Origin of the sequence: Thalassospira profundimaris, from assembly GCF_003326795.1 — a bacterium.
GTDB classification, from domain to species: Bacteria; Pseudomonadota; Alphaproteobacteria; order Rhodospirillales; family Thalassospiraceae; genus Thalassospira; species Thalassospira profundimaris_C.
In genome coordinates, this window is the sequence record NZ_JPWI01000008.1 from 180,413 (window position 1) to 200,373 (window position 19,961).

18 protein-coding genes are annotated in these 19,961 nt (G+C 54.1%); 3 read left to right on the top strand and 15 right to left on the bottom strand.

Annotated elements, in window-relative coordinates; translation table 11 throughout:
- Positions 1–55: 55 nt before the first annotated feature.
- Positions 56–2,836, bottom strand: coding sequence for an ATP-dependent DNA helicase (locus tag TH30_RS13580; RefSeq protein WP_114098628.1), 2,781 nt, complete (start codon positions 2,834–2,836; stop codon positions 56–58).
- Positions 2,837–2,937: 101 nt separating this feature from the next.
- Here TH30_RS13580 and TH30_RS13585 point away from each other — a divergent pair, with 101 nt between their 5' ends.
- On the top strand, positions 2,938–3,783 hold the full coding sequence (locus TH30_RS13585; RefSeq protein WP_114098629.1) for an AraC family transcriptional regulator: 846 nt from the start codon (positions 2,938–2,940) through the stop codon (positions 3,781–3,783).
- A 92-nt stretch (positions 3,784–3,875) separates the two neighbouring features.
- On the opposite strand, the gene TH30_RS13590 is transcribed toward TH30_RS13585, so the two are convergent.
- The 6 genes from TH30_RS13590 to TH30_RS13615 form a co-directional block, all read right to left on the bottom strand.
- The gene (locus tag TH30_RS13590; protein ID WP_220150319.1) at positions 3,876–4,484 is read right to left on the bottom strand and encodes a LysE family translocator; all 609 of its coding nucleotides are present in this window, start codon (positions 4,482–4,484) and stop codon (positions 3,876–3,878) included.
- A gap of 207 nt (positions 4,485–4,691) precedes the next feature.
- On the bottom strand, positions 4,692–5,060 hold the full coding sequence (locus tag TH30_RS13595; protein WP_220150320.1) for a hypothetical protein: 369 nt from the start codon (positions 5,058–5,060) through the stop codon (positions 4,692–4,694).
- 197 nt (positions 5,061–5,257) lie between these two features.
- On the bottom strand, positions 5,258–5,689 hold the full coding sequence (locus TH30_RS13600) for a YqaA family protein (protein WP_114098631.1): 432 nt from the start codon (positions 5,687–5,689) through the stop codon (positions 5,258–5,260).
- Positions 5,690–5,715: 26 nt separating this feature from the next.
- Positions 5,716–6,012 carry a putative quinol monooxygenase gene (locus TH30_RS13605; protein WP_114098632.1) on the bottom strand — a complete coding sequence of 99 codons (297 nt, stop codon included), beginning with the start codon at positions 6,010–6,012 and terminating at the stop codon, positions 5,716–5,718.
- A gap of 190 nt (positions 6,013–6,202) precedes the next feature.
- Entirely contained in the window at positions 6,203–6,628 is a 426-nt protein-coding gene (locus TH30_RS13610) for an organic hydroperoxide resistance protein (RefSeq protein WP_114098686.1), read from the bottom strand.
- A 125-nt stretch (positions 6,629–6,753) separates the two neighbouring features.
- Positions 6,754–7,797 carry an alpha/beta hydrolase gene (locus TH30_RS13615; RefSeq protein ID WP_114098633.1) on the bottom strand — a complete coding sequence of 348 codons (1,044 nt, stop codon included), beginning with the start codon at positions 7,795–7,797 and terminating at the stop codon, positions 6,754–6,756.
- Between the two features lie 363 nt (positions 7,798–8,160).
- Here TH30_RS13615 and TH30_RS13620 point away from each other — a divergent pair, with 363 nt between their 5' ends.
- Positions 8,161–8,613: a MarR family winged helix-turn-helix transcriptional regulator gene (locus TH30_RS13620; protein ID WP_114098634.1), complete on the top strand. Its 453-nt coding sequence runs from the start codon at positions 8,161–8,163 to the stop codon at positions 8,611–8,613.
- 12 nt (positions 8,614–8,625) lie between these two features.
- Here the strand turns inward: TH30_RS13620 and TH30_RS13625 are convergent, their stop codons facing one another.
- The 5 genes from TH30_RS13625 to TH30_RS13645 all read right to left on the bottom strand — a co-directional run bounded on the left by TH30_RS13625 (position 8,626) and on the right by TH30_RS13645 (position 15,359).
- Complete coding sequence (locus TH30_RS13625) at positions 8,626–9,042, bottom strand: DUF1801 domain-containing protein (RefSeq protein ID WP_114098635.1); 417 nt, start codon at positions 9,040–9,042, stop codon at positions 8,626–8,628.
- Complete coding sequence (locus tag TH30_RS13630) at positions 9,042–9,452, bottom strand: MAPEG family protein (RefSeq protein ID WP_114098636.1); 411 nt, start codon at positions 9,450–9,452, stop codon at positions 9,042–9,044. Before TH30_RS13630 ends, TH30_RS13625 begins: the two co-directional genes overlap by 1 nt.
- Before the next feature lie 141 nt (positions 9,453–9,593).
- Positions 9,594–11,669 (bottom strand): methyl-accepting chemotaxis protein, encoded by a 2,076-nt coding sequence (locus TH30_RS13635; RefSeq protein WP_114098637.1) that lies wholly within the window; start codon positions 11,667–11,669, stop codon positions 9,594–9,596.
- Positions 11,670–11,847: 178 nt separating this feature from the next.
- Positions 11,848–14,286 (bottom strand): two-component system response regulator, encoded by a 2,439-nt coding sequence (locus tag TH30_RS13640; RefSeq protein WP_114098638.1) that lies wholly within the window; start codon positions 14,284–14,286, stop codon positions 11,848–11,850.
- 17 nt (positions 14,287–14,303) lie between these two features.
- Entirely contained in the window at positions 14,304–15,359 is a 1,056-nt protein-coding gene (locus TH30_RS13645; protein WP_258548728.1) for a sensor histidine kinase, read from the bottom strand.
- A gap of 428 nt (positions 15,360–15,787) precedes the next feature.
- Here TH30_RS13645 and TH30_RS13650 point away from each other — a divergent pair, with 428 nt between their 5' ends.
- On the top strand, positions 15,788–17,380 hold the full coding sequence (locus TH30_RS13650; RefSeq protein WP_114098640.1) for a lysine--tRNA ligase: 1,593 nt from the start codon (positions 15,788–15,790) through the stop codon (positions 17,378–17,380).
- 89 nt (positions 17,381–17,469) lie between these two features.
- Here the strand turns inward: TH30_RS13650 and TH30_RS13655 are convergent, their stop codons facing one another.
- From TH30_RS13655 to TH30_RS13665, 3 genes are all read right to left on the bottom strand, one after another.
- On the bottom strand, positions 17,470–18,372 hold the full coding sequence (locus TH30_RS13655; RefSeq protein ID WP_114098641.1) for a TIR domain-containing protein: 903 nt from the start codon (positions 18,370–18,372) through the stop codon (positions 17,470–17,472).
- Positions 18,369–18,650 carry a hypothetical protein gene (locus TH30_RS13660; RefSeq protein WP_114098642.1) on the bottom strand — a complete coding sequence of 94 codons (282 nt, stop codon included), beginning with the start codon at positions 18,648–18,650 and terminating at the stop codon, positions 18,369–18,371. Before TH30_RS13660 ends, TH30_RS13655 begins: the two co-directional genes overlap by 4 nt.
- A gap of 170 nt (positions 18,651–18,820) precedes the next feature.
- A complete protein-coding gene (locus TH30_RS13665) occupies positions 18,821–19,876 on the bottom strand; it encodes a hypothetical protein (protein ID WP_114098643.1) in 1,056 nt (351 codons plus the stop codon).
- Positions 19,877–19,961: the final 85 nt, after the last annotated feature.

Genomic DNA, 19,961 nt, shown 5'->3' on the forward strand with positions numbered 1-19,961 from the left:
GTTTAGCAGGTCTTGTCGCGGAAATCCGGCACGACAAAGGCAGGCAGGCAGCCGATCATTTTTCGTTGCTCTGGTCGTTGCCAAGGAAGATCCGCGTCTGTTCAATCGCCTCGCGCAACCCAACCCGCTGGACTTCGACGTCTTCGGGGAAGGCGCCCAGAAGCCGTGACGGCATGCGGTTATCAAGCAGAACAAACACACCGCGATCTTCGGCACGACGCACAAGGCGGCCAAAGGCCTGTTTCATCCGAAGGCGCGTGAGCATGTCGTCATAACGCGCACCGTGGAATGCGGATTTACGGGCACGGTGGAGAATATCGGGGCGGGGCCATGGCACGCGGTCAAAGACGATCAGGCGCAAACTGTCGCCCGGTACATCAACGCCGTCACGCACGGCATCCGTACCCAGCAAACAGGCATCGCGTTCAACCCGGAAAATATCGATGAGTGTTGAGACATCCATGCCGTCAATATGCTGGGCGAGTAATTGCAGACCCGCATCATCCATCGGTCCGGTCAGGCGTTCATAAATCGCACGCAGACGGGTGATCGCGGTAAACAGGCCAAGCGCACCGCCACCGGACGCCAGAAACAGTTCGCGATAGGCCGCAGCAATATGGTCCGGGTTATCCCGGCCCAGATCATTGACGATGAAAACACGGGTCTGTTCGCGGTAATTATAGGGGCTTTTCATCGCCGCCCGGATGGCCGGAAGCGGCATGTGGGCGGCCCCCGTGCGGTCCTCGGCCACGGCCCAGTCAAAATCCTCGTCCCCGGTGCCATCGCGCAGGGTGGCGGACGTCACCACCATGCCATGGGCGGTGGGGGCCAATGCCGATGTCAGCGGCAAGGTCGGATCAAGGTAATGGCGATGCATGCCAACATCAAAATCCCGGCCAAACTGCCGTTCAATCGCAAACCAGTCGACAAAGGTTTTGGGTGTTTCCTCGACTAATGATGCCAGCATTTCACGCCATGCCGCGACCTGCATGATCGCCCGGCGTTCAAGGGATCTGATGGCAGCATCAAGGCGCTGACGCTCCGCACTTTCAAGCTCATCAGCCTTTTCATCGAGCATATGGGCGATGATCTTGATCAGCGACTTGGCCGGTTTTTCCATGGCCTCAAGCGCGCGATCAAGATCGGCTGCACTGGCAAGGACTTCGTTCAGCGCCGGTTTGCAATCGGTCTCGATGGAATATCCGCGATCACCTTCGGCGGAGCGTGCCATGACCTGCGCACGCACATGGGCAAGGAAGGTTTCCGCCGGGCCCTTGGCATGTTGCGATCCGTCATGAATGCGCGAAAGCCATCCCTGTTCCGGAAGGCATTGGGCGGCAACAATCACCGCATTGACCGCATCGCGCAGTTCATCGCGATCAAGGATCAGGGTTTCAAGCCGCTGTTTCAAACCACGCGCACGCGATGACCCCTTTTGCTCGGCCCCAAGCAGCCAGCGGCGCAATTCCTGCCCCTCCATCCCGGTCAGGTGGGATGAAAATGCCTTATCGGCGGCATCAAACAAATGATGGCCTTCGTCAAAGACGTAACGGGTCGGCATCGAGCTGTCATCAAGCCCGCCCAAGGCCGCCTGCACCATGACAAGGGCATGGTTGGCAACAACGATCTCGGCCGAACGGGCGCGGCGTACGGTCTTTTCGATAAAGCATTTCGAATAATGCGGGCAGGCAGCATAGATGCATTCGCCGCGCTGATCGGCCAATGCGCCGGTGAAGCGGTTACCCAGCAATTCGGTCAGCCAGGCGGGGAAATCACCGCCGACCATATCGCCATCGCGGGTATGGGATGCCCAACGCGCAATCAGGCCAAGCGGGGTGGCTTGGTGCGGTTGCTGGTTTAACGGGCGCTGCGCTTCTTCGAAATTCAGCAGGCAGAAATAGTTTTCGCGACCCTTGCGGACCACGGCCTTAAGGCGTTTGTCCTTGGGGTCATCATAAAGCCGGTCAAGTTCCTGATCGATCTGGCGTTGCAGGTTGCGGGTATAGGTCGAAATCCAGACCGCGCCGTCATTTTTCTGGGCCCAAAGCGATGCTGGTGCCACGTAACCCAGCGTCTTGCCGGTGCCTGTTCCGGCCTCGGCCAAGACAATATTGGGCGCACCATCATGCAGACGCGGGCCAAAGGCCGAACAGACCGATGAGGCATAATCGGCCTGTTGCGGGCGTTCTTCGGCCCCTTCGCCCAGAAGTTCTTTCAGGCGCTTGCGGGCATCCTTGGGATCAACCGGATAATTGGCGGGCGGCGGTGGCGGCGCATGTTCGGCCCATTCGCCAAGCTTTTTCCAGACCTTAAGCCCTTCATAGACCGCATAACGATGCGGGCCGTCGCCATCCGCACCAAGAGCAGCCAGAACCGAAACACCCCACGGCCAATGTCCGCGGGCCATCGGCCATGCAACCGAAAGAGCCGGGCCGCGCTTGTTACGATGAAGGGTGGCCAGTTCCTGCAAAAGCCGCTTCATGGCTTCTGCCAGTGCCTCGGCCTGACCGATCAGGTCATCGGCGGGCTTTTGACCCGTTGCCAACGCGATGCCACGCGGGGTCGGCACGCAAAACTGTGCCGGGCGGACAAAGGCAAACAGTTCGAGCAGGTCATGGGCCGGAAACGGATCGGATTTCAGACGCCGCGCGCAGGCCGGGGTATGCACCAGAATGGGACGGGTTGAACGTGCCTTTTTGGCGGCAGCCCCGTGCGGGAGTTCCTCGATCTCGCCATCTGGCGACAGAAACACAGCATGACGCAATCCAACGACCATGACTGGCGCATTGGGCGGCATAAAACGCGGTGTGGCTTCTTCGGAACGATCATCGAACATTTGGGGCACTATAAGCAGACAGCGACAGTGGCGCTACCGGGGAAATTGACCTATCTTTGAAATTATCAAGTTTGACAATCACCACAAGATGACCGTACCGAATGGCAGCCCCGAATACCCGCAACCAGCATTTCTGGCGTGACGACGCGTTGCCGTTTGTCGAGCTCAGGCGCGTGGCGGACGGGCATGCTGTCTGTTATGAGCGCCATAGCCACGATACCTTTTCGATTGGCACGGTGAATGGTGGTCACAGCACCTATTGGAACCGCGGCAAGACCCATGAAACGCAAGCCGGTTCGGTGGTGATCCTGAATCCTGAGGATGTGCATGGCTGCAACCCGGTCAAGGGGGCGGACTGGTGTTATGACATGCTGTTTGTCGATCCGGGCTGGCTTCTGGATCTGCAGATCGAAATTGATGCCGATGCGGCCGGAAAATTTGCGATGTTTTCCGATACGATCAGCCACAATCCAAGGCTTTATAACGGGCTGGCCGATCTTGCCGATACGCTGATCAATCCGGATATTGATGTGCTGGGCAAGGAAACCGCCATGGTGTCGTTCTTTGGCGATTTGCATGTGCAGCTTGATCTGCGCGGTGATCTCGATGGCGGGATCGGTTCGGTCAATGACCGGAAAATGATCCGGGTCGCCGATTATATCCGCACGCATTATGACGAGAATATCAGTCTTGATGCACTGGCCGGACTGGTTGGTTATTCGCGGTCCTATCTGGTGCGGGCTTTCAAAAAAACCTTTGGCATGACGCCCTATGCCTATCTGATAAATTGCCGGGTCCAGCGCGCCCGTCATGCATTGCGGCGCGGGGAAAAGATCGTTGATGTGGCGCTTGAAACCGGCTTTGCCGATCAGGCGCATTTTCAGCGCATTTTCAAACGCCTGATGGCGACGACGCCACGGCAATATGCGCGCGGCAAGGCCGCCTGAGATCCGGGTAAAAAGAAAGGCGGATACAATGATCCGCCTTGAAGTTCACACCTTGATATTTGCAGGTTTGCAGGGGGAGCAAGGTGTGGGGGTTATCCCAAAATCAGATAGATCGCACTGGCGGCCAGCAATATGGCCATCGCCCGGTTAAACATGCGGATGCGCGATGGTTCGCCCAGAAAACGCGATAAAAACGCCCCGGCATAGGCCCAGCATGCGATCGCCGCAAAACAGATGACGAAATAGATCGCAGTGAATTCCCAGATCAGGGTCGGTGCCCCGGATGAGGCATAGGCCCCCATCCCGGCGATCGAGGCCAGCCATGCCTTGGGGTTTAGCCATTGCATCACCGCCCCGGTCATGACGGAGGGGCCGGAACCGGCATCGCTTTTGCCAAGTTCACCATTTGATGAAAACAGCTTCCAGGCCATGAATAACAGAAAAGCAACACCCGCCCACTGGATGAGGGTGGTCAGTTGCGGAAAGGTTTCAAGCAACTGATGCAGGCCAAGCCCGATCAACAACAAAAGCAGGCAAAATCCGGCAGTGGCCCCGAAAACAAGGCGGAGCGAGGGCCGGAAACCGAACTGAACGCCCGAGCTCAGGACAAGAATATTGACCGGGCCGGGGGTGATCGAGGCGGCAAGCGCAAAGCTTGCCATCGAAAGATACAGGCTCATGGTTGCGCTAAAGGGGAGCATGCGTTTGGTTTCCTCTGTGGGGCTTTTCCTTGTTCCAAGCCTGCCATGACGGATGCGGGCTTTATTGAACAAAATTGACCTTCAGAGGAAGGCGGGGACGATTTTTGCAAAAAAAACCGCAACCGGATGTGATGCCGGTTGCGGTTTTTTGATTTGGTTCATTTGCCGTTTTGGCCAAAGGCCGTGACGGGCCCGGAGATGGACCAATCAGCTTTTGGTCATGTCCATCAGAAGCGATGCACAGCGCTGGGCAATGTCATTGCGCGGCTCTTCGCTGCCCGGCATGGTTGCCCAACCCTTGGCGATGACGAAATCATCACGCTTGTAAGAGCTTTCCTCTTTCAGGGCGGCAAGTTCCGCCATCTGATTGTTCGGGGTCAGCGTCTTGAACTGGGCAACGCAAACAGGCGCCATGGCGGCAATAACAGATTCCTTGCTGCTGGTTTCAGCCATCTTTTCGGCTGTGCTGCCAGATACGACCGAGCCGGTGCTGAAACCGACGATGGTGATCAGGACAGCACCGACAACGCCGCCCCAGATTGCGGGTTTAACCCATGTGGCGATTGTCATTGGCATAATAAAGATCCTTTTGGTCAGGCTATGAAATGCATTTTCCATAGAGCTGTTGTGCCAAAGGAAGACATTATCGGCGCACAATTACAATTGATTTATATTTTTATATTTAAATCATTGGTGGGTTTTTTGACATTATTTTGAAACATGTCGCACTTTTATTATCAAACATGTTCAGATATTTGGCGTGATTTCGGGTGTTAAAATAATGATCCAAGCCAAGCTGCGCCACCGGCAATCATGGCATAGCGTGCGGCCTTGCCAATGGTGACAAGGATCAAAAACGGTATGAAGCGAACCCGCATGACGCCTGCAAAAAGGGTCAGCGGATCGCCAATAACCGGAAGCCATGCAAGCAAGAGTGACCAAAGCCCGTATTTGCCAAACCAGTGCGACGCACGATCCAGTGCATCGGGCGAAACCGGGAACCAGCGGCGATCCTTGAAGTGATCGACATAAAGACCAAGCCCCCAATTGATGATAGAGCCCAGCACATTGCCAAGGGTTGCGATGGCGACCAGAAGCCAGATGGCATGATCGCCCGCAGCAACCATTGCGCCAAGGGCCGCCTCGGACGTTCCGGGCAGAATGGTTGCCGATGTCAGGGCCGAAAGGAAAAGGGCAAACAGCACGGGTTTAAAGCCGATCCGGTCAGATGTTATGACTTGATCGTGAATTTGCGAATATCAAGCGGGCCGTCAAGGACTTCGTCCTTGGTATCGGCAAAGGCGCGCAGATAAGGCTGTTCAAAATGGCTGGCAAGGTCTTCTTCGGAGCGCCAGTTTTCATAGGCCAGCCAGACGGCCGGATCTTCCTGCGACTGGTGCATGTCATAGCTGATGCAGCCTTCTTCGGCGCGCGACGGCTCGACAAGGGCCAGAAGCCGCTTGCCCAGTTCTTCCTCCATGCCCGGTTTGGCGCGCGAATAGACAACAAGGGTAAGCTGCTTGGACATGATAAGTTCCCGATTTTCTGAATATTTATTGTGACGAGGTGGATCATCGGCGCCCACAACCCGATCGGCAACAGTTTAATGAACGACGACCTGAAAAACAAAGAAAAGGCCCGGTGCGGGGTAACACCGGGCCTTTGAATGCCGATCAGCAAATGGGGGCTGCTGACCAGCAGGGGGGGAACTGATAAAATCAGGCAATCACCGAAGTTACTTCGACATTGCCGCGCGTTGCGTTCGAATACGGGCAGATCTTGTGCGCTTCTTCGACCAGTTTCTCGGCCTCGGCCTTGTCAAGGCCCGGAAGCGAGATGGTCAGGGTCACAGCAAGACCAAATCCACCGGCAGAACGCGGGCCGATACCGACATCGGCAGTGACAGAAACATCAGCCGGAACTTTCGGGCCACCCTGGGAAGAAACGAACTTCATCGCACCGATGAAACAGGCCGAGTAACCCATGGCAAACAACTGTTCGGGGTTGTTGCCGTCGCCACCTGCACCACCAAGTTCCTTTGGCGTGGTCAGCTTGACATCAAGCGAACCATCAGCGGTTTTGGCGCGACCATCGCGGCCACCGGTTGCAGAAGCTTGTGCGGTGTATTTGACATCAACAGACATGGTTTTCATCCTTTGTTTGATCAATGGTTTGGTTTCGGTGATTACCCGGCTGTCTTTTCCATATGTCGCCGGGGGTGGGCAGGCGCAACCGCGCCTACCCGAAAGAGAGTATGAAAGTTTTGTGATCATTCACCGTGAAGGGCGTTGTGCAGATACTGACCGGCCTGGGCGATTGCTGCTTTGGCGGCCGGGGTGTCAGCAAGGGCATTGAGCATCACAAAATCATGGATCGTGCCGTTATAGCGGGTGACCGTGACATCAACGCCAGCCTGCGACAATTTGCGGGCATAGGCTTCGCCTTCATCACGCAGCACATCGTTTTCAGCCGTGATCACAAGGGCAGGGGCCTGACCGGCAAGCTGATCTTGTGTCGCATGGATCGGCGTTATTTTCGGATCAGTACGGTCAATGCCTTCGGGCAGATACTGGTTCCAGAACCATTCCATGGCAGGCCGGGTCAACCACGGGCCGTTGGCAAAGCTGGTGTAGGATCCGTTATCAAAGTTCGCGTCCGTCACCGGATAGAACAGGACCTGTGCGGTGATCGCCGGACCTTTGCGTTCCTGTGCCAGCAACGAGACTACGGCGGTCATGTTGCCCCCGACACTGTCACCGGCAATCGCCAGACGGGTTGGATCGACATTCAGCTGTTCGGCATGTTCGGCGACATATTTGGTCACCGCATAATCCTGTTCGATGGCGACCGGGTAGCGGTGTTCGGGTGACCGTTCATAATCGACAAAGACCAGGGCGGCATTGGCGCGAACCGCAAGTTCACGGACCAGTCGGTCGTGGGTTCCCTTGTCCCCCATCACCCAGCCTGCGCCGTGGAAATACACGATCACCGGGAGACGTTGCTGATTACCCGCCGGGCGGATGATGCGTACATTGGTCTGGCCGGTCGGGCCGACGGCAAAGACGGTGTCGGTGATATCAACAGCCGGTTTGGCAATTTTGCCGGATTGTGCACCGGCCAGAACGTTGCGGGCTTCAGTTGGTGTCAGGGTGTAGATCGCCGGGCCGCCGGATGCTTCAAGGACATTGATGAAGTTCTGGGTGGCCGGTTCGAGAACCGGTTCAGCAAAGGCAGCCGAAGATGCAATCGCCGTCGAGAGTGCCAGTACGCCAGAAAATGCAGCTGCGGCAACTTTGGTTTTGAATGGGCTCATGGGTCTGTTCCTTTGAGAAGGCCCGGTGACCGGGCGGTGTGTCGTTTCGGTGAATTATGTATCGCATACAATTAAATCGTGTGCGATATAAAAATGGAGATACCAGGCATGCAATTAAATCGCTTGTAATTAAATCGTGCGCGATATAATGTCTCTGACCCTGATTCCAGAACTCCTGATTTTCTGCAGGGATGCAGGATCAGGGAGCGTGATAAAATATCTATGGAATCAATGGGTTATGTGGATGTCGTGTTGAAAGTCGCCGCAGATATTTGACCCGACCCGCATGCCGATATATGTCAAGACAAGTCGTAATGATCCGGCATATGCCAGATCCCGCCCCGTTTCAGACAGGATGAACCGATGGAAAACACATCAAACCAAGACTTTTTGCAGCTTGAAAAGTTTCTGTGCTTTTCGGTTTATTCTGCAACCCATGCCTTTAACCGTATTTACAAGCCGCTGCTTGATGCGCTTGGCCTGACCTATCCGCAATATCTGGTGATGGTTACGCTTTGGCAGGAAGATGATCAGTCGGTCAGCAGTATCGGGGAAAAGATGTATCTGGAATCAAGTACGTTGACCCCGCTTTTGAAACGGCTGGAGGCCAATGGCCTTGTCATGCGCAAGCGCGATCCGAAAGACGAGCGGTCTGTGCGCATCAACCTGACCGACGCGGGCAAGGCGTTGCGGGAAAAGGCGCGTGAAGTCCCGCCCTGCATTCTTGAGGCGACCGGGCTTGATATCGAAACGGCCAAGCGCCTGAACAGTGATCTGCAGGCAATGCGTGATACGCTGGCGGCGGCTGCGAAATAGGCCCGCTTTCGATCAGGATGCCTTGCGATCCAGATGATATCGAAGCGCCCAGCCAAGTGCGGTTTTGATCGCGTCTTCCGGTAAGGGGCGGTCAAGGGGCAGGATGATCGCCCGGTTGCCTTCACAGGTCAGTTCGGATGATAGCAGGCTGCGCGTGCGGTCGATCAGATCGGTCTTGCAGTCAAAAAAGATCATGACCTGATCGGGGGTTTTTGCCTTCCAGTCTGCGCGAATGGTGGTGCCGGCCCCCGATTTCGGACGCCAGGCGGGCTCGCCCCATTTAAGGCTTTCATCAAGCGGCCCCACACCATCCATCCCGGCGGCAAGGCTATGAACCCAGTTTCTGATCTGGGTCAGTATCTGACGCGCCGGGGCAGGGCAGGTTGCGATTTTGGCAGGCACGCCGGACATTTTGACCGGATCGGTCATCACATCATCCCGCCCATTACATTGTGAAAGCTTTGCACCAGTAGCCAGATTGCGCAAATCATCATGGTCACATGCTGGATCACCATGGCCGGGGCCACCAGACGCTTGTTGAGGCGCTTGAATGTGCCGATGACATGCAGGACACGTGCAGCAATCAGCAGACCGGCCACAACCCAGACCATGTCCGATGTTGCCAGAATGGCTTCAACCGCAAGGACAACCAGCGCACAAAGCGGCGCGTTCTCGATAAAGTTGCCATGGGTGCGGATGCGACGGCGCAAGATGCGATCATCGCCATCTCCGACCGCCAGATTAAGGTCACGCCGCCTGAACGATACAGCAAGGCTCAGCACAGTCAGCATCAGGGCAAATATCGCAACGGTCACAGTCGTCACAGGAAGTGGCAGCATCGGAGTATTCCTTGAATAAGGGCGCAAGGTCTTTGTATCGAAAAGCAATTCAACCACCGAACGGGATTGCTATCAACAAAATGACGGCACCCGCGAGGAGTGCCGCCGTTTAATTTTGTGTGATGTCCGCCTGTCGTGCGCCTAGATGTTGCGCAGACGATCAAGGAAGTTTTTGACCTGTGCATCAAGATTGCGGGCTTCCTGTGCAAGCTGGGTTGCCCCGACCTGGACGTTTGATGCTGCTTCGCCGGTTTCTTGCGACGTATTGCGCACGATCCCGATTGAGGATGACACCTCGTTCGTGCCCGCCGCAGCTTGCTGAACATTGCCCGAAATCTCGGCTGTGGCGGCACCCTGCTGTTCAACGGCAGATGCAATGGCGGTGGCGATTTCATTGATGTTTGAAATCGTCTCGGTCACCCGTTCAATCGCGCCAACAGTGTTCTGGGTTTCGGACTGGATGGATCCGATCTGCTGGGCAATTTCATCGGTTGCCTTGGCGGTCTGGTTGGCAAGGTTTTTGACTTCCTGTGCAACAACGGCAAAGCCTTTGCCTGCTTCACCGGCACGCGCAGCCTCGATGGTGGCGTTCAGGGCCAACAGGTTGGTCTGGGCTGCGATATCGTTGATCAGGCTGACGACTTCGCCAATGCGGTCCGCAGCCTCGGCAAGGCCGGTGACCATGGCATTGGCCCGCGATGCTTCTTCAACAGCGGTGCTGGAAATATCAGACGATTTTGCCACTTGCGAACTGATCTCCTGAATGGAGGCAGACAGTTCCTCGGTCGCGGATGCCACGGTCTGAACATTGGCACTGGCTTCGTCAGCGGCGGCGGCAACGACAACGGCCTGTTCAGCGCTTTGATCTGCGGCATTGCGCATCTGGCGGGAAACCTTTTCCATGTTTTCAGCACTGTCAGACACATTGACGACAATCGAGCCGACCGACTTTTCAAACTCGTCAGCCATTTGCAGCCGGGTGCGATTGCGTTCCTCGCTGGCGCGCTGTTCGGCTTCAAGCTTTTCGCGTTCGGCCTGCTGCATGCCAGCCGATGCTTCCTTGAAGGCTTCAAGTGCCTTGGCAATGGCACCGATTTCGTCATTGCGCTCAAGATAGGGCACGTCGATGGCGAAATTGCCCTTTTGCAGATGGTCAATCACCCCGGCAACAGATGTCATCGGGCGACGCACCATCGTGGTGGTCGAAAACAGCACAACTGCAATCACAATTGACAAAAGGACCACACCGCCAATCAGGGTTGCATCGCGCAGATTGTCTGCCGGGGCAAAGACAGTGGCAAGCGGCACATTGACGACCACACCCCACTGATTGGGGTAACCTGAAATTTCCACCGGCACGATCATATGCATGTCTTTGTCATCGTCGATGCGCTGCGGTTCACCACTTTTCATCACTTCGAGGATGGTGGCCTGAACCGGGTCATTGGCGTCAAGCTTGGTGCCGCGAATGGCCGGATCTTCGTGGGCAACCCAGGTGCCTTGTGCCGAAACCAGATTGACCGTTCCCGTTTCAAACGGTGTCAGTTCGGCAAAGCGTTCGGAAAGCGCATTCAGTTCAAGATCAACGCCCAGAACTCCAAGGAATTTTCCTGATTTGTCCTGCACCGGATAGACAAAGGATGTCAGAACAACATCACGGCCCTGAATGTCATAGGTGATGGCATCGGTGACATAGGGTTTATTGGTGTCACGCGGCGAGGTGTAATATTCATTGACCGACGGGTCATCAAGGCCGGTCAGATGATAGGGCGTAATGCCGTCACCGAAATTATAAAAATAGGTGACATAGCGTCCTGATCCTTCGCCAAACGGCTCACCTTCGTCCTTGTAGTCGGCATCCTTGCCATCAAGGGCATCGGGTTCAAACCCCGACCAGGCACCGGCAAGCGACGGGTAATCAATCAGGGTGCGGTTGAGAATTTCGTTATAGACCTTGCGGTCTGCGCCGCCCTGTTCACGGATGGCACGGAAACCGCCGGCAAGCTGTCTGGCAATCGACATGCCGCTATTGAGAACCTGACTGGCCTGTTCGGCATGGTGTTTGGCAACGCCGCGCGCCTCACCCACCGTCAACTGTTCTGTCGTCTTGCTGGTTTGAATGGTTTGCAGGGTAATGCCCGCAATCAGGCAAACAGCAATGGCAAACGCACTGACAAGCGTGAGCTTTGCGCCAAGCGACAAGGAGGAGAGATTCATGCAGCCGTCCTTCCGACCTATGCTTTGGTGAGATTTATCGCATATGGCGACACCAGCCGTTAATTCAATAACTTGCAAGTGAATTTACATCGACAAGTTGCTGAAACCTGATCGGAAGTATTGGGAAAGGACAATGCTTTTGGGGGCGTTCGGCGGGGTCGGGCGATATGGGACGGATTTATGAAAACTTTGCCTTGGGGGAGGTGTCGGCAGTGATTTCTGACGCAGGGACAGGTTTGCCAAACAGATAGCCCTGCAACTCGATGCCTTCGATGGCACGAAGGAAGGTGTATTGTTCACGGGTTTCAACGCCCTCGGCCGTGACAAGCAGGCCAAGCGACCCGGCCATGGCAAGCATGGCCTCGACCAGTGCGACATCATCGGTCTTGTCGGGAATGCCCTTGATAAAGGCGCGGTCAATCTTGATGCGTTTGATCGGCAGGCTTTTGATCGACCGCAGACAGGAATAGCCGGTCCCGAAATCATCAATCGCAAGCAACACGCCGACTTCGCGCAATTCATGCAGCGTCTTGATCATTGACGCTTCGTCCTGGATCATGCTTTCGGTGACTTCAATTTCAAGGAATTCGGCGGGCAGGCCCGACAGGGCAAGCTCGTGCTGGACAGCTTCGGCAAAGCCCTCTGATCGTAACTGCCGAACCGAAGCATTCACGGCAACGCGGATTTTCTTGTCAAACTCGTCCTGCCATTGGCGGGCCTGTGAGCAGGCTTCGCGAATGACCCAGTTCCCGATTTCAACAATCAGGCCACTTTGTTCGGCAATCGGGATGATTTCCGCCGGGCCAAGAAGGCCGTGCTGGGGATGGTTCCAGCGCAGAAGCGCTTCGACACCGACCATCTGTTCGGTTCTTGCATCGATCTGTGGCTGGTAATGCAGGACCAGTTCATTGTTTTCAAGGCCGCGCCGCAATTCAAGCGATCTGGTCATGTAATGGGTGGCGTTCTCGGTCATTTCAGTTTCATAGAACGCATAGGTCCGTCTGCCACGATCCTTCGCTGCATACATCGCGGTATCGGCAAGCCGGATCAGGTCCTGTGAGGAGGACGCATGGTTAGGATAGAAAGATATGCCGATGCTGGCCGAAAGCGTCATTTCCTGACCGACAATGTAAAACGGGCGTTCGAGTTCCTGAATGATCTTGTTGGCAAGATTTGCCGCCGCGACCTCGCTTTTGAGATTTTCGCGAATGATCAGGAATTCATCCCCGCCAAGACGCGAAATGGTGTCGGTGCGCTCTGTCACTGCCCTGATACGGGTCGAGGCAATCAGGATCACCTGATCGCCTGCCGCATGACCCAGCGTGTCATTGATATTCTTGAAATCATCAATATCAAGAAACAGACAGGCGACAATCGAGCCGGTTTGTTCGGAACGCTCGATCGCCCGGTTCAGGCGGTCGGTGGCCAGCAGACGGTTGGGCAGGCTGGTCAGGCCGTCATACTGTGCAAGGTAATGCAATTCCTGTTCGGCTTGCCGGATGGCGGTGCGATCCGAAACGATGGCAACGAAATGGGTCAGTTTACCGTCATCATCCTCGACCCCGATGATCTGGATCGCCAGCGATATCGGACCGCCGCCCGTATTCTGGGTATCAATATCCTGATGCCAGTGTTTGCGATTTTGCAAGGCCAGAAGCAGTTCCTTGTACTGTTCTGCGGGCAGCTTTTCAGGGGTTATGAAATAGGGCGGATGATGGAGCGTGTTTTTGGCATTGGCCCCGGTAATCCGGTAATAGGCCTTGTTGGCATTGGTGACATTCAGTTTGGGATCAAGAATAAGGATGCCGTCCTGCGTGGTCTCATAGACCGCCATGGCTTCGCGCAATTTATCCTGGGTATGGCGTTGATCGGTGATGTCCTGGGTCATGCCGATGATGCGCATCGCGCTGGTGCGATCCGCGGGAAACAGTTTGCCGCGTGCACGCAGCCAGCGATATCCGCGTTCTTCATCAATGGTGCGAAAAACGATGTCGTAGAACTCGCCATTGTGAATGGCAAAGGTAAAGGCCTTGCGGACCATGGCGCGATCTTCGGGGGCCACCCGTTCAAGGAAATCATCCCAGCTTTCGGTGATGGTTTCGGTTTCCTGAAGGTGGCTGAAACTGCCAAGGCCGGTGCGCTGGACCTGACGGGTGGCAACATCAATTTCCCAGCAACTCATCTGGGCGGCTGTCATTGCCAGTGACAGACGTTGCTGCGTATCGCGAAGGGCCAGTTCGGCAACGCGACGTTCAAGGGCCATCTGAATGGTGGCATGCAGTTCGCGTTCGGAAAACGGCTTGATCAGAAAACCATAGGGACGGGTTTTCTGCGCACGGACAAGGGTGGCGTCTTCGGAATGGGCAGACAGATAGATCACCGGGATCAACAGGTGCGGTGGAATGCCTGCAGCCGTTTCAATACCGTCAATATCGCCATCAATGCGGATATCCATCAGGATGATGTCGGGCGGATCGCGCTCGATTGCCTTGAGTGCATCATAGCCGGCGTTATGAACGCTTGTGCGCTCATAGCCCAGTCGTTCGAGTTGCTTGCGCAAATGCAGGGCAATTACGCGTTCATCCTCGACAATCATGACATGGACCGGATGATGCATCCCAGATCAGTTCCTTTTCAGTTTCCCAGAGTAAACCGGATGATGAAGGTGGTGTCCCTTGAAGTATCAACGACCAGATTTCCGCCAATCTGATCGACCAGCAATTCAATCAGCTGCAAGCCAAGGCCGCTATTTGTCGACATGTTGAAATCCTTGGGCATGCCGCGCCCGGTATCTGAAACGCAAAGTTCCACGACATTTTCGGTCTCCATGCGTGTGGAGACCCGGATTTCGCCACTGTAACCGTCAGAAAAGCCGTGTTTCAGTGCATTGGAAATCAATTCATTGGCAATCAGCCCACATGGAACAGCCTGATCAATGGCCAGCTCGACTTCCGTCAGGTCGGTAATGACGCGGATGCGTTCGATGTCGATATTATAGGCGGCAAAAAGCGATGAAATAAGGCCTTCGCAGAAATTGGCGAAATTGACCTTGGCGATGTCTTCGCTTTGATACAGCGACTGGTGGATTTGCGCCATTGATCGCACGCGGTTGCAACTGTCAATCAGCGCCTGACGGGCCTGGCTGTCCATGACAGAGCTGGTTTGCATATCCAGAAGACTATGCACGATCTGCAGGTTGTTTTTGACCCGGTGATGGACCTCGGAAAGCAGGGTTTCCTTTTCACGAAGGGATCGCGCGATCTGTTCTTCGCGATGCTTGCGTTCGGAAATGTCGGAAATCGCCGCAAGGATCTGGTGGCGGTCGCCGCTGGTGATCGGGTTCAGGCCGATTTCGACCGGGAACTCGCTGCCATCCTTGCGCAAGGCATATAAATCCCTGCCCGGGCCCATCGGACGCGGGTTCGGGTTTTTTGAAAACGACCCGCGCAGGGCCGGGTGGCGCGCGCGAAACCGTTCGGGCACCAGCATTTCAATCGGTTGGCCAAGCAATTCGGATCGCGCATAACCGAAAATGATTTCGGTCTGGGCGTTGACCATTTCCATAAGGCCTCCTGCGCTGATCAGGATCATGGCATTTGGTGCGTATTCGACCACGCGTTCAAATCTCTGATCGGCACTGTCTGGCGAAAGCTCGTCGCTTCCTTGTTGGACGACCTGATCGTGCGTCACCTTGTTGTGGCTCCCCATAACAACACGAAAACATCAAACTGAATCCGGTCGTGGCTTTATCTTTCCGTATGGTTTTTGATCAGTTCTTATCTGCGTTATTGCGTGCGGATATTGTGCGAAAAATTTAAATTCTTTTCCGAGTGCGCGCTTGGGTTGGATATCTGGACGGTATGGCCGGAATTCAACTACACTTACGCATAGGGGTGCATGGGGCCTCTGTTTAGGTTTTTCCCATGCCTGTTTTATGTGGAGAAGGGCTGCAAAAATTACCATGCGTTCCGCGATTATTTGGCAGCCATGCGTAACAGAGGCTTGATCTTGGGACAAAGTGAGGTATAGCTTCGCGCACGCACGCGATCCGGGTGATCGGGCGTGCATAAGATTTCCATGTGATTTCAACGATACAACTGACAAACAAGGTTTCAAAAATGACAGCCGATCTTCGAGATGCCGCACTTAACAGCAACGTCTGGGCCTTTCAGGAAGCCAGCAAGCTGGTCAAGCGGTATAAACAGAAGGCGCCTGAAAAGGGCTATGTCCTTTTTGAAACCGGTTATGGTCCGTCGGGGCTTCCGCATATCGGGACCTTTGGTGAAGTTGCGCGTACGACTTATGTCCGCCGTGCGTTTGAAACCATGTGCGATATCCCGACCAAGCTTTTCTGCTTCTCGGACGATATGGACGGCCTGCGCAAGGTACCGGACAATATACCGAACAAGGAAATGGTTGCCGAGCATCTTGGCAAGGCGCTGACCAGCGTTCCGGACCCGTTTGGCACCCACGAGAGCTTTGCGCATCATAACAATGCCAAGCTGCGTGAATTCCTTGACGGTTTCGGCTTTGAATATGAATTCAAATCTTCGACCGAATGTTACCGTTCGGGCATGTTTGATGCCGCTCTTTTGCGTCTTCTGGAACGCTATGACGCGATCCAGAAAATCATGCTGCCGACCCTTGGTGAAGAACGCCGCGCGACCTATAGCCCGTTCATGCCGGTCGAACCGGGGACCAACAAGGTTCTGATGGCCAAGGTGACTGAGCTTAATGTTGAAGCCGGGACCATCGTTTACGAGCATCCGGAAACCGGCAAGCTTGTCGAAACCCCGGTTACTGGCGGGAACTGCAAATTGCAGTGGAAACCCGACTGGGCGATGCGCTGGTATGCGCTGGGTGTTGATTACGAAATGGCTGGCAAGGACCTTATTCCGTCGGTTGAGCTTGGCAACAAGATCGTCAAGGCCCTTGGCGGTACGCCGCCAGAAGGCTTTAACTACGAGCTGTTCCTTGACGAGAACGCCCAGAAGATTTCGAAATCCAAGGGCAATGGTCTTTCGATGGAAGACTGGCTGAAATATGCGCCGGAAGACAGCCTGTCGCTGTTCATGTTCCAGAAACCGAAAACCGCAAAGCGTCTGTATTTCGATGTCATCCCGAAAACCGTGGATGAATATCTGACCTTTGCCGAAAAGCTGAAAACCGAAACCGACCCGGAAAAAATCCTTCAGAACCCGGCCTGGCACATCCATGCCGGTACGGCACCGGATCGCGAAATTCCGCTGTCCTTTGGGATTTTGCTGAACCTTGTTTCGGTCTGCAACACCGATGACAGCGCGCTTCTGTGGAAGTTCATTTCGCGCTATGCCAAGGGTGCCACCCCGGAAAGCTCGCCGTATCTCGACAAGCTGGTTGGCTATGCCATCAATTATTACAGCGACTTCGTCAAACCGACGAAGAAATACCGCGCCGCAACCGAGGCCGAACAGGCCGCCCTGCGCGAACTGCGCGATACGCTTGCCAAAGTCGCACCGGGCACCGATCCGTCTGACATCCAGACCGAGGTCTTCACGGTTGGCAAAAACCACAATTACGAGAACCTGCGCGACTGGTTCAAAACGCTTTATGAAATCCTGCTCGGTCAGGAACAGGGCCCGCGCATGGGTTCCTTCATTGCCCTGTATGGCATTGACGAAAGCGTTGCCCTGATCGACCGCGCGCTTGCCGGTGAAGATCTGAGCGCCTGATTAGCGACCAGAACGTAAAATGACAAAGGCCCGCATCAAATGATGCGGGCTTTTTTTGTGATTTTTGACTCTTCATGGATGAGGTCAACTCAGCGCATGACGGTGTTCCAGTCTATAGTATATCCTGCAGCACTGAGCTCTCTTGCAAGTTTGGTTTTCCAAGCGCCGGCTTGGTCGAGTTCTTCCCAGACAACTCCCGCGAAATCGCTAGGGATACTTACATTTCCCTTCTTTAGAGCGCAGACGCGACTTCGTTGTAATCGGCCAATAAAGTAACCTAGCTCTAGCAAGACGTTTTGTCGGGCGCGTGGCTCAAGATCTTGATCGCCAACTGATTTTCCAACATCGTCAGGTGTTAGCAAAACTACTGCGAAACCGACATCGGAACTGTGTTCTACTTTTTCGATAATCGTTCGTCCCTGATTTGCTTGCTCATGTAAGATTATTGCTTCAAGCCCAAGCTTTTCAATATAGCGGGCTACAGATTCTCTAGCTTCCGCATCATGACCGTGAACGACAAAAACCTTTTTTGATATACTCGGAATTAGTGCAGGAGCTATTTCTCCTTGGCTTTTTACAAACGCTTTATAGTCTCTGATGAAAGGGATTATCAGTTTTGTTACAAATGATTGAATGTGTCCTGATATCTTGCCGTTGCTATAAAAAAATGTGTGACAGAAGTGTATTAGTTCCTCAGGTTTCTCTGAGAATTTCAGGACTAGCAAAAGCTGTAAGCCCAAGATTTCCAAATCATCGTCGGGCCAGACTAACTTAGCAGACCCAACAAACCCTCCTTGTGTTTCATTGCTTTTACTAATGAAATCATCAAGGTTTAGATTTCTTGATATTTCTAGATTGAACGTCCTGAGTTGATCATGTTGCAACAATCTGCCAAGTCGTTTTAGTGGTTGATGAAAATTCTGGCTATCGGTCTGTTGCAAATCCAAGACAGCATTATTGATTTGAACGAATAAATCAGATTCCTGTTTCATGTTTCATTTTCAATCCTAGCTTCAGAAGCTTTCTCCAGAATTGATGCTCTGAACTGTTCTTTTGATGCTTCAATCATTGGTGCGACGAATGGATTTTTTGAGTATTTCCCCATTTTTTCGTCAATTAACGTTTCCATTTTGGAAATTGCAATTGCAATGCTCTCTGGGTCATGTGGGTCAAGAGATACTGTACATAATTCACCATCAATATCTTCCAAGGCGCGCTGCGCTTCTTTAAGCTGTTTCTGGAGCTTATCTAAACCTTCAACTTTGAGCATTGGTTGTATCCGATCAATTGCGGCTTAATGTTGTGTTTCTCTAATATTCTAGCTGAAGGCATTTCAGGTTTTCAATTAAAAGTTGATGTTTGTTGTTCTGTTTTGATAAAAAAAGGTAAGGCCCGCGTCAAATGATGCGGGCCTTTTTGTTTGAATGCTGTCTTGTGGATTTAGCTTGGCGGCAGGTAACGCCGCCAGGGCTGGTCGGCAAATGGTGCAAGCAGGACATGACGGGCTTTTTGCCAGCCAACCCCGAATGCCATGACAAGGCCGCCAATGATAAAGCAGACCAGAACAATGGTCACAGACGGGTCGATGGCGACACCTTCAAAGCCCGATTGCAGCAGATAGCCGACATAGATCAGTGAACTGATGATCGGTGATCTGCGATCCACGACCAGCGAGAACAGCATGGCAAGGGCAATCAGCGGAACCATCACCCAGGCCGATGCCTCATAGGCGATGGCAACCGAATGGATGGTCATCGGTGCGCCCATCACATAAAGCCAGAACGCGCATTCCGCCCAGCCATTGATACGTTCGGGATCGCGGCTGTCGATAAAGACGCCAAGGACAAGCAACAGCAACCCGGTCGCGGTGATCAGGTAATTCAGATAGTCGGCAATCGCCGGGCCGATGGCGGCCGTCAGTGCCGCCCAGGCCACACCAAGGATGCCCGCCGCAATCAGTGCGAAGGATACCGGCAATCTGTATCGCAGGAAAAAGCCCACCTGAAAGGCAAAGCCGATCACGGTCACAAGCACAAGAATATTGGCAGATTCCTCGCCAAATTCGATGATGCTTTCAAGGGTCGAAAGGCCGCTTCCTGTGCCGTAAAACGGCATAAACAGCGCCATGGCATACAGCATGATGGTCGCGCCAAGGGCAGCCATGATCGCAATTGACGGCAGGGTCGCCTTGAGCTTGCCCGCGATATATTCAGCCAATGCGACATAACCGGCAATCGCCAGAAGCGGTGCAACCCAGAAGGCCGGGCTTTCGGTCAGCATGCCCCACAGGATGAACCAGCCAACACTTAATGCCACGACGCCCAGCGCGATGAAGATGTCATTCATACCGCGAAACAGGGTGAATTTTTCGGTTTCGGCGGCTTCATGCGATTGCGCGACAAGGAAGCTTTCAAGCCTTGTAAAAGACTCTTCGCTGATGACACCGGCCGAGATGGCGTTACGAATGTCAGCAAGCGTGAATTGACGGTTTTTCAAGGGGGCTCCCGTTTTATTGTTTCTGAAATCGTGTCAGACGTGACTGTGATACACCGCAATGACAAAGGGTTCAATTTTCGCAGTA

Excerpts from the sequence above, each read along its gene's own strand:
- TH30_RS13595 (WP_220150320.1), bottom strand. The coding sequence starts at position 5,060 with ATGCCAATGACAATCGCCACATGGGTTAAACCCGCAATCTGGGGCGGC.
- TH30_RS13650 (WP_114098640.1), top strand. The coding sequence starts at position 15,788 with ATGACAGCCGATCTTCGAGATGCCGCACTTAACAGCAACGTCTGGGCC.
- TH30_RS13580 (WP_114098628.1), bottom strand. The coding sequence starts at position 2,836 with ATGTTCGATGATCGTTCCGAAGAAGCCACACCGCGTTTTATGCCGCCC.
- TH30_RS13625 (WP_114098635.1), bottom strand. The coding sequence starts at position 9,042 with ATGACCGATCCGGTCAAAATGTCCGGCGTGCCTGCCAAAATCGCAACC.
- TH30_RS13660 (WP_114098642.1), bottom strand. The coding sequence starts at position 18,650 with ATGCTCAAAGTTGAAGGTTTAGATAAGCTCCAGAAACAGCTTAAAGAA.
- TH30_RS13655 (WP_114098641.1), bottom strand. The coding sequence starts at position 18,372 with ATGAAACAGGAATCTGATTTATTCGTTCAAATCAATAATGCTGTCTTG.
- TH30_RS13605 (WP_114098632.1), bottom strand. The coding sequence starts at position 6,012 with ATGTCCAAGCAGCTTACCCTTGTTGTCTATTCGCGCGCCAAACCGGGC.
- TH30_RS13590 (WP_220150319.1), bottom strand. The coding sequence starts at position 4,484 with ATGCTCCCCTTTAGCGCAACCATGAGCCTGTATCTTTCGATGGCAAGC.
- TH30_RS13610 (WP_114098686.1), bottom strand. The coding sequence starts at position 6,628 with ATGTCTGTTGATGTCAAATACACCGCACAAGCTTCTGCAACCGGTGGC.
- TH30_RS13615 (WP_114098633.1), bottom strand. The coding sequence starts at position 7,797 with ATGAGCCCATTCAAAACCAAAGTTGCCGCAGCTGCATTTTCTGGCGTA.
- TH30_RS13585 (WP_114098629.1), top strand. The coding sequence starts at position 2,938 with ATGGCAGCCCCGAATACCCGCAACCAGCATTTCTGGCGTGACGACGCG.
- TH30_RS13640 (WP_114098638.1), bottom strand. The coding sequence starts at position 14,286 with ATGCATCATCCGGTCCATGTCATGATTGTCGAGGATGAACGCGTAATT.
- TH30_RS13635 (WP_114098637.1), bottom strand. The coding sequence starts at position 11,669 with ATGAATCTCTCCTCCTTGTCGCTTGGCGCAAAGCTCACGCTTGTCAGT.
- TH30_RS13630 (WP_114098636.1), bottom strand. The coding sequence starts at position 9,452 with ATGCTGCCACTTCCTGTGACGACTGTGACCGTTGCGATATTTGCCCTG.
- TH30_RS13620 (WP_114098634.1), top strand. The coding sequence starts at position 8,161 with ATGGAAAACACATCAAACCAAGACTTTTTGCAGCTTGAAAAGTTTCTG.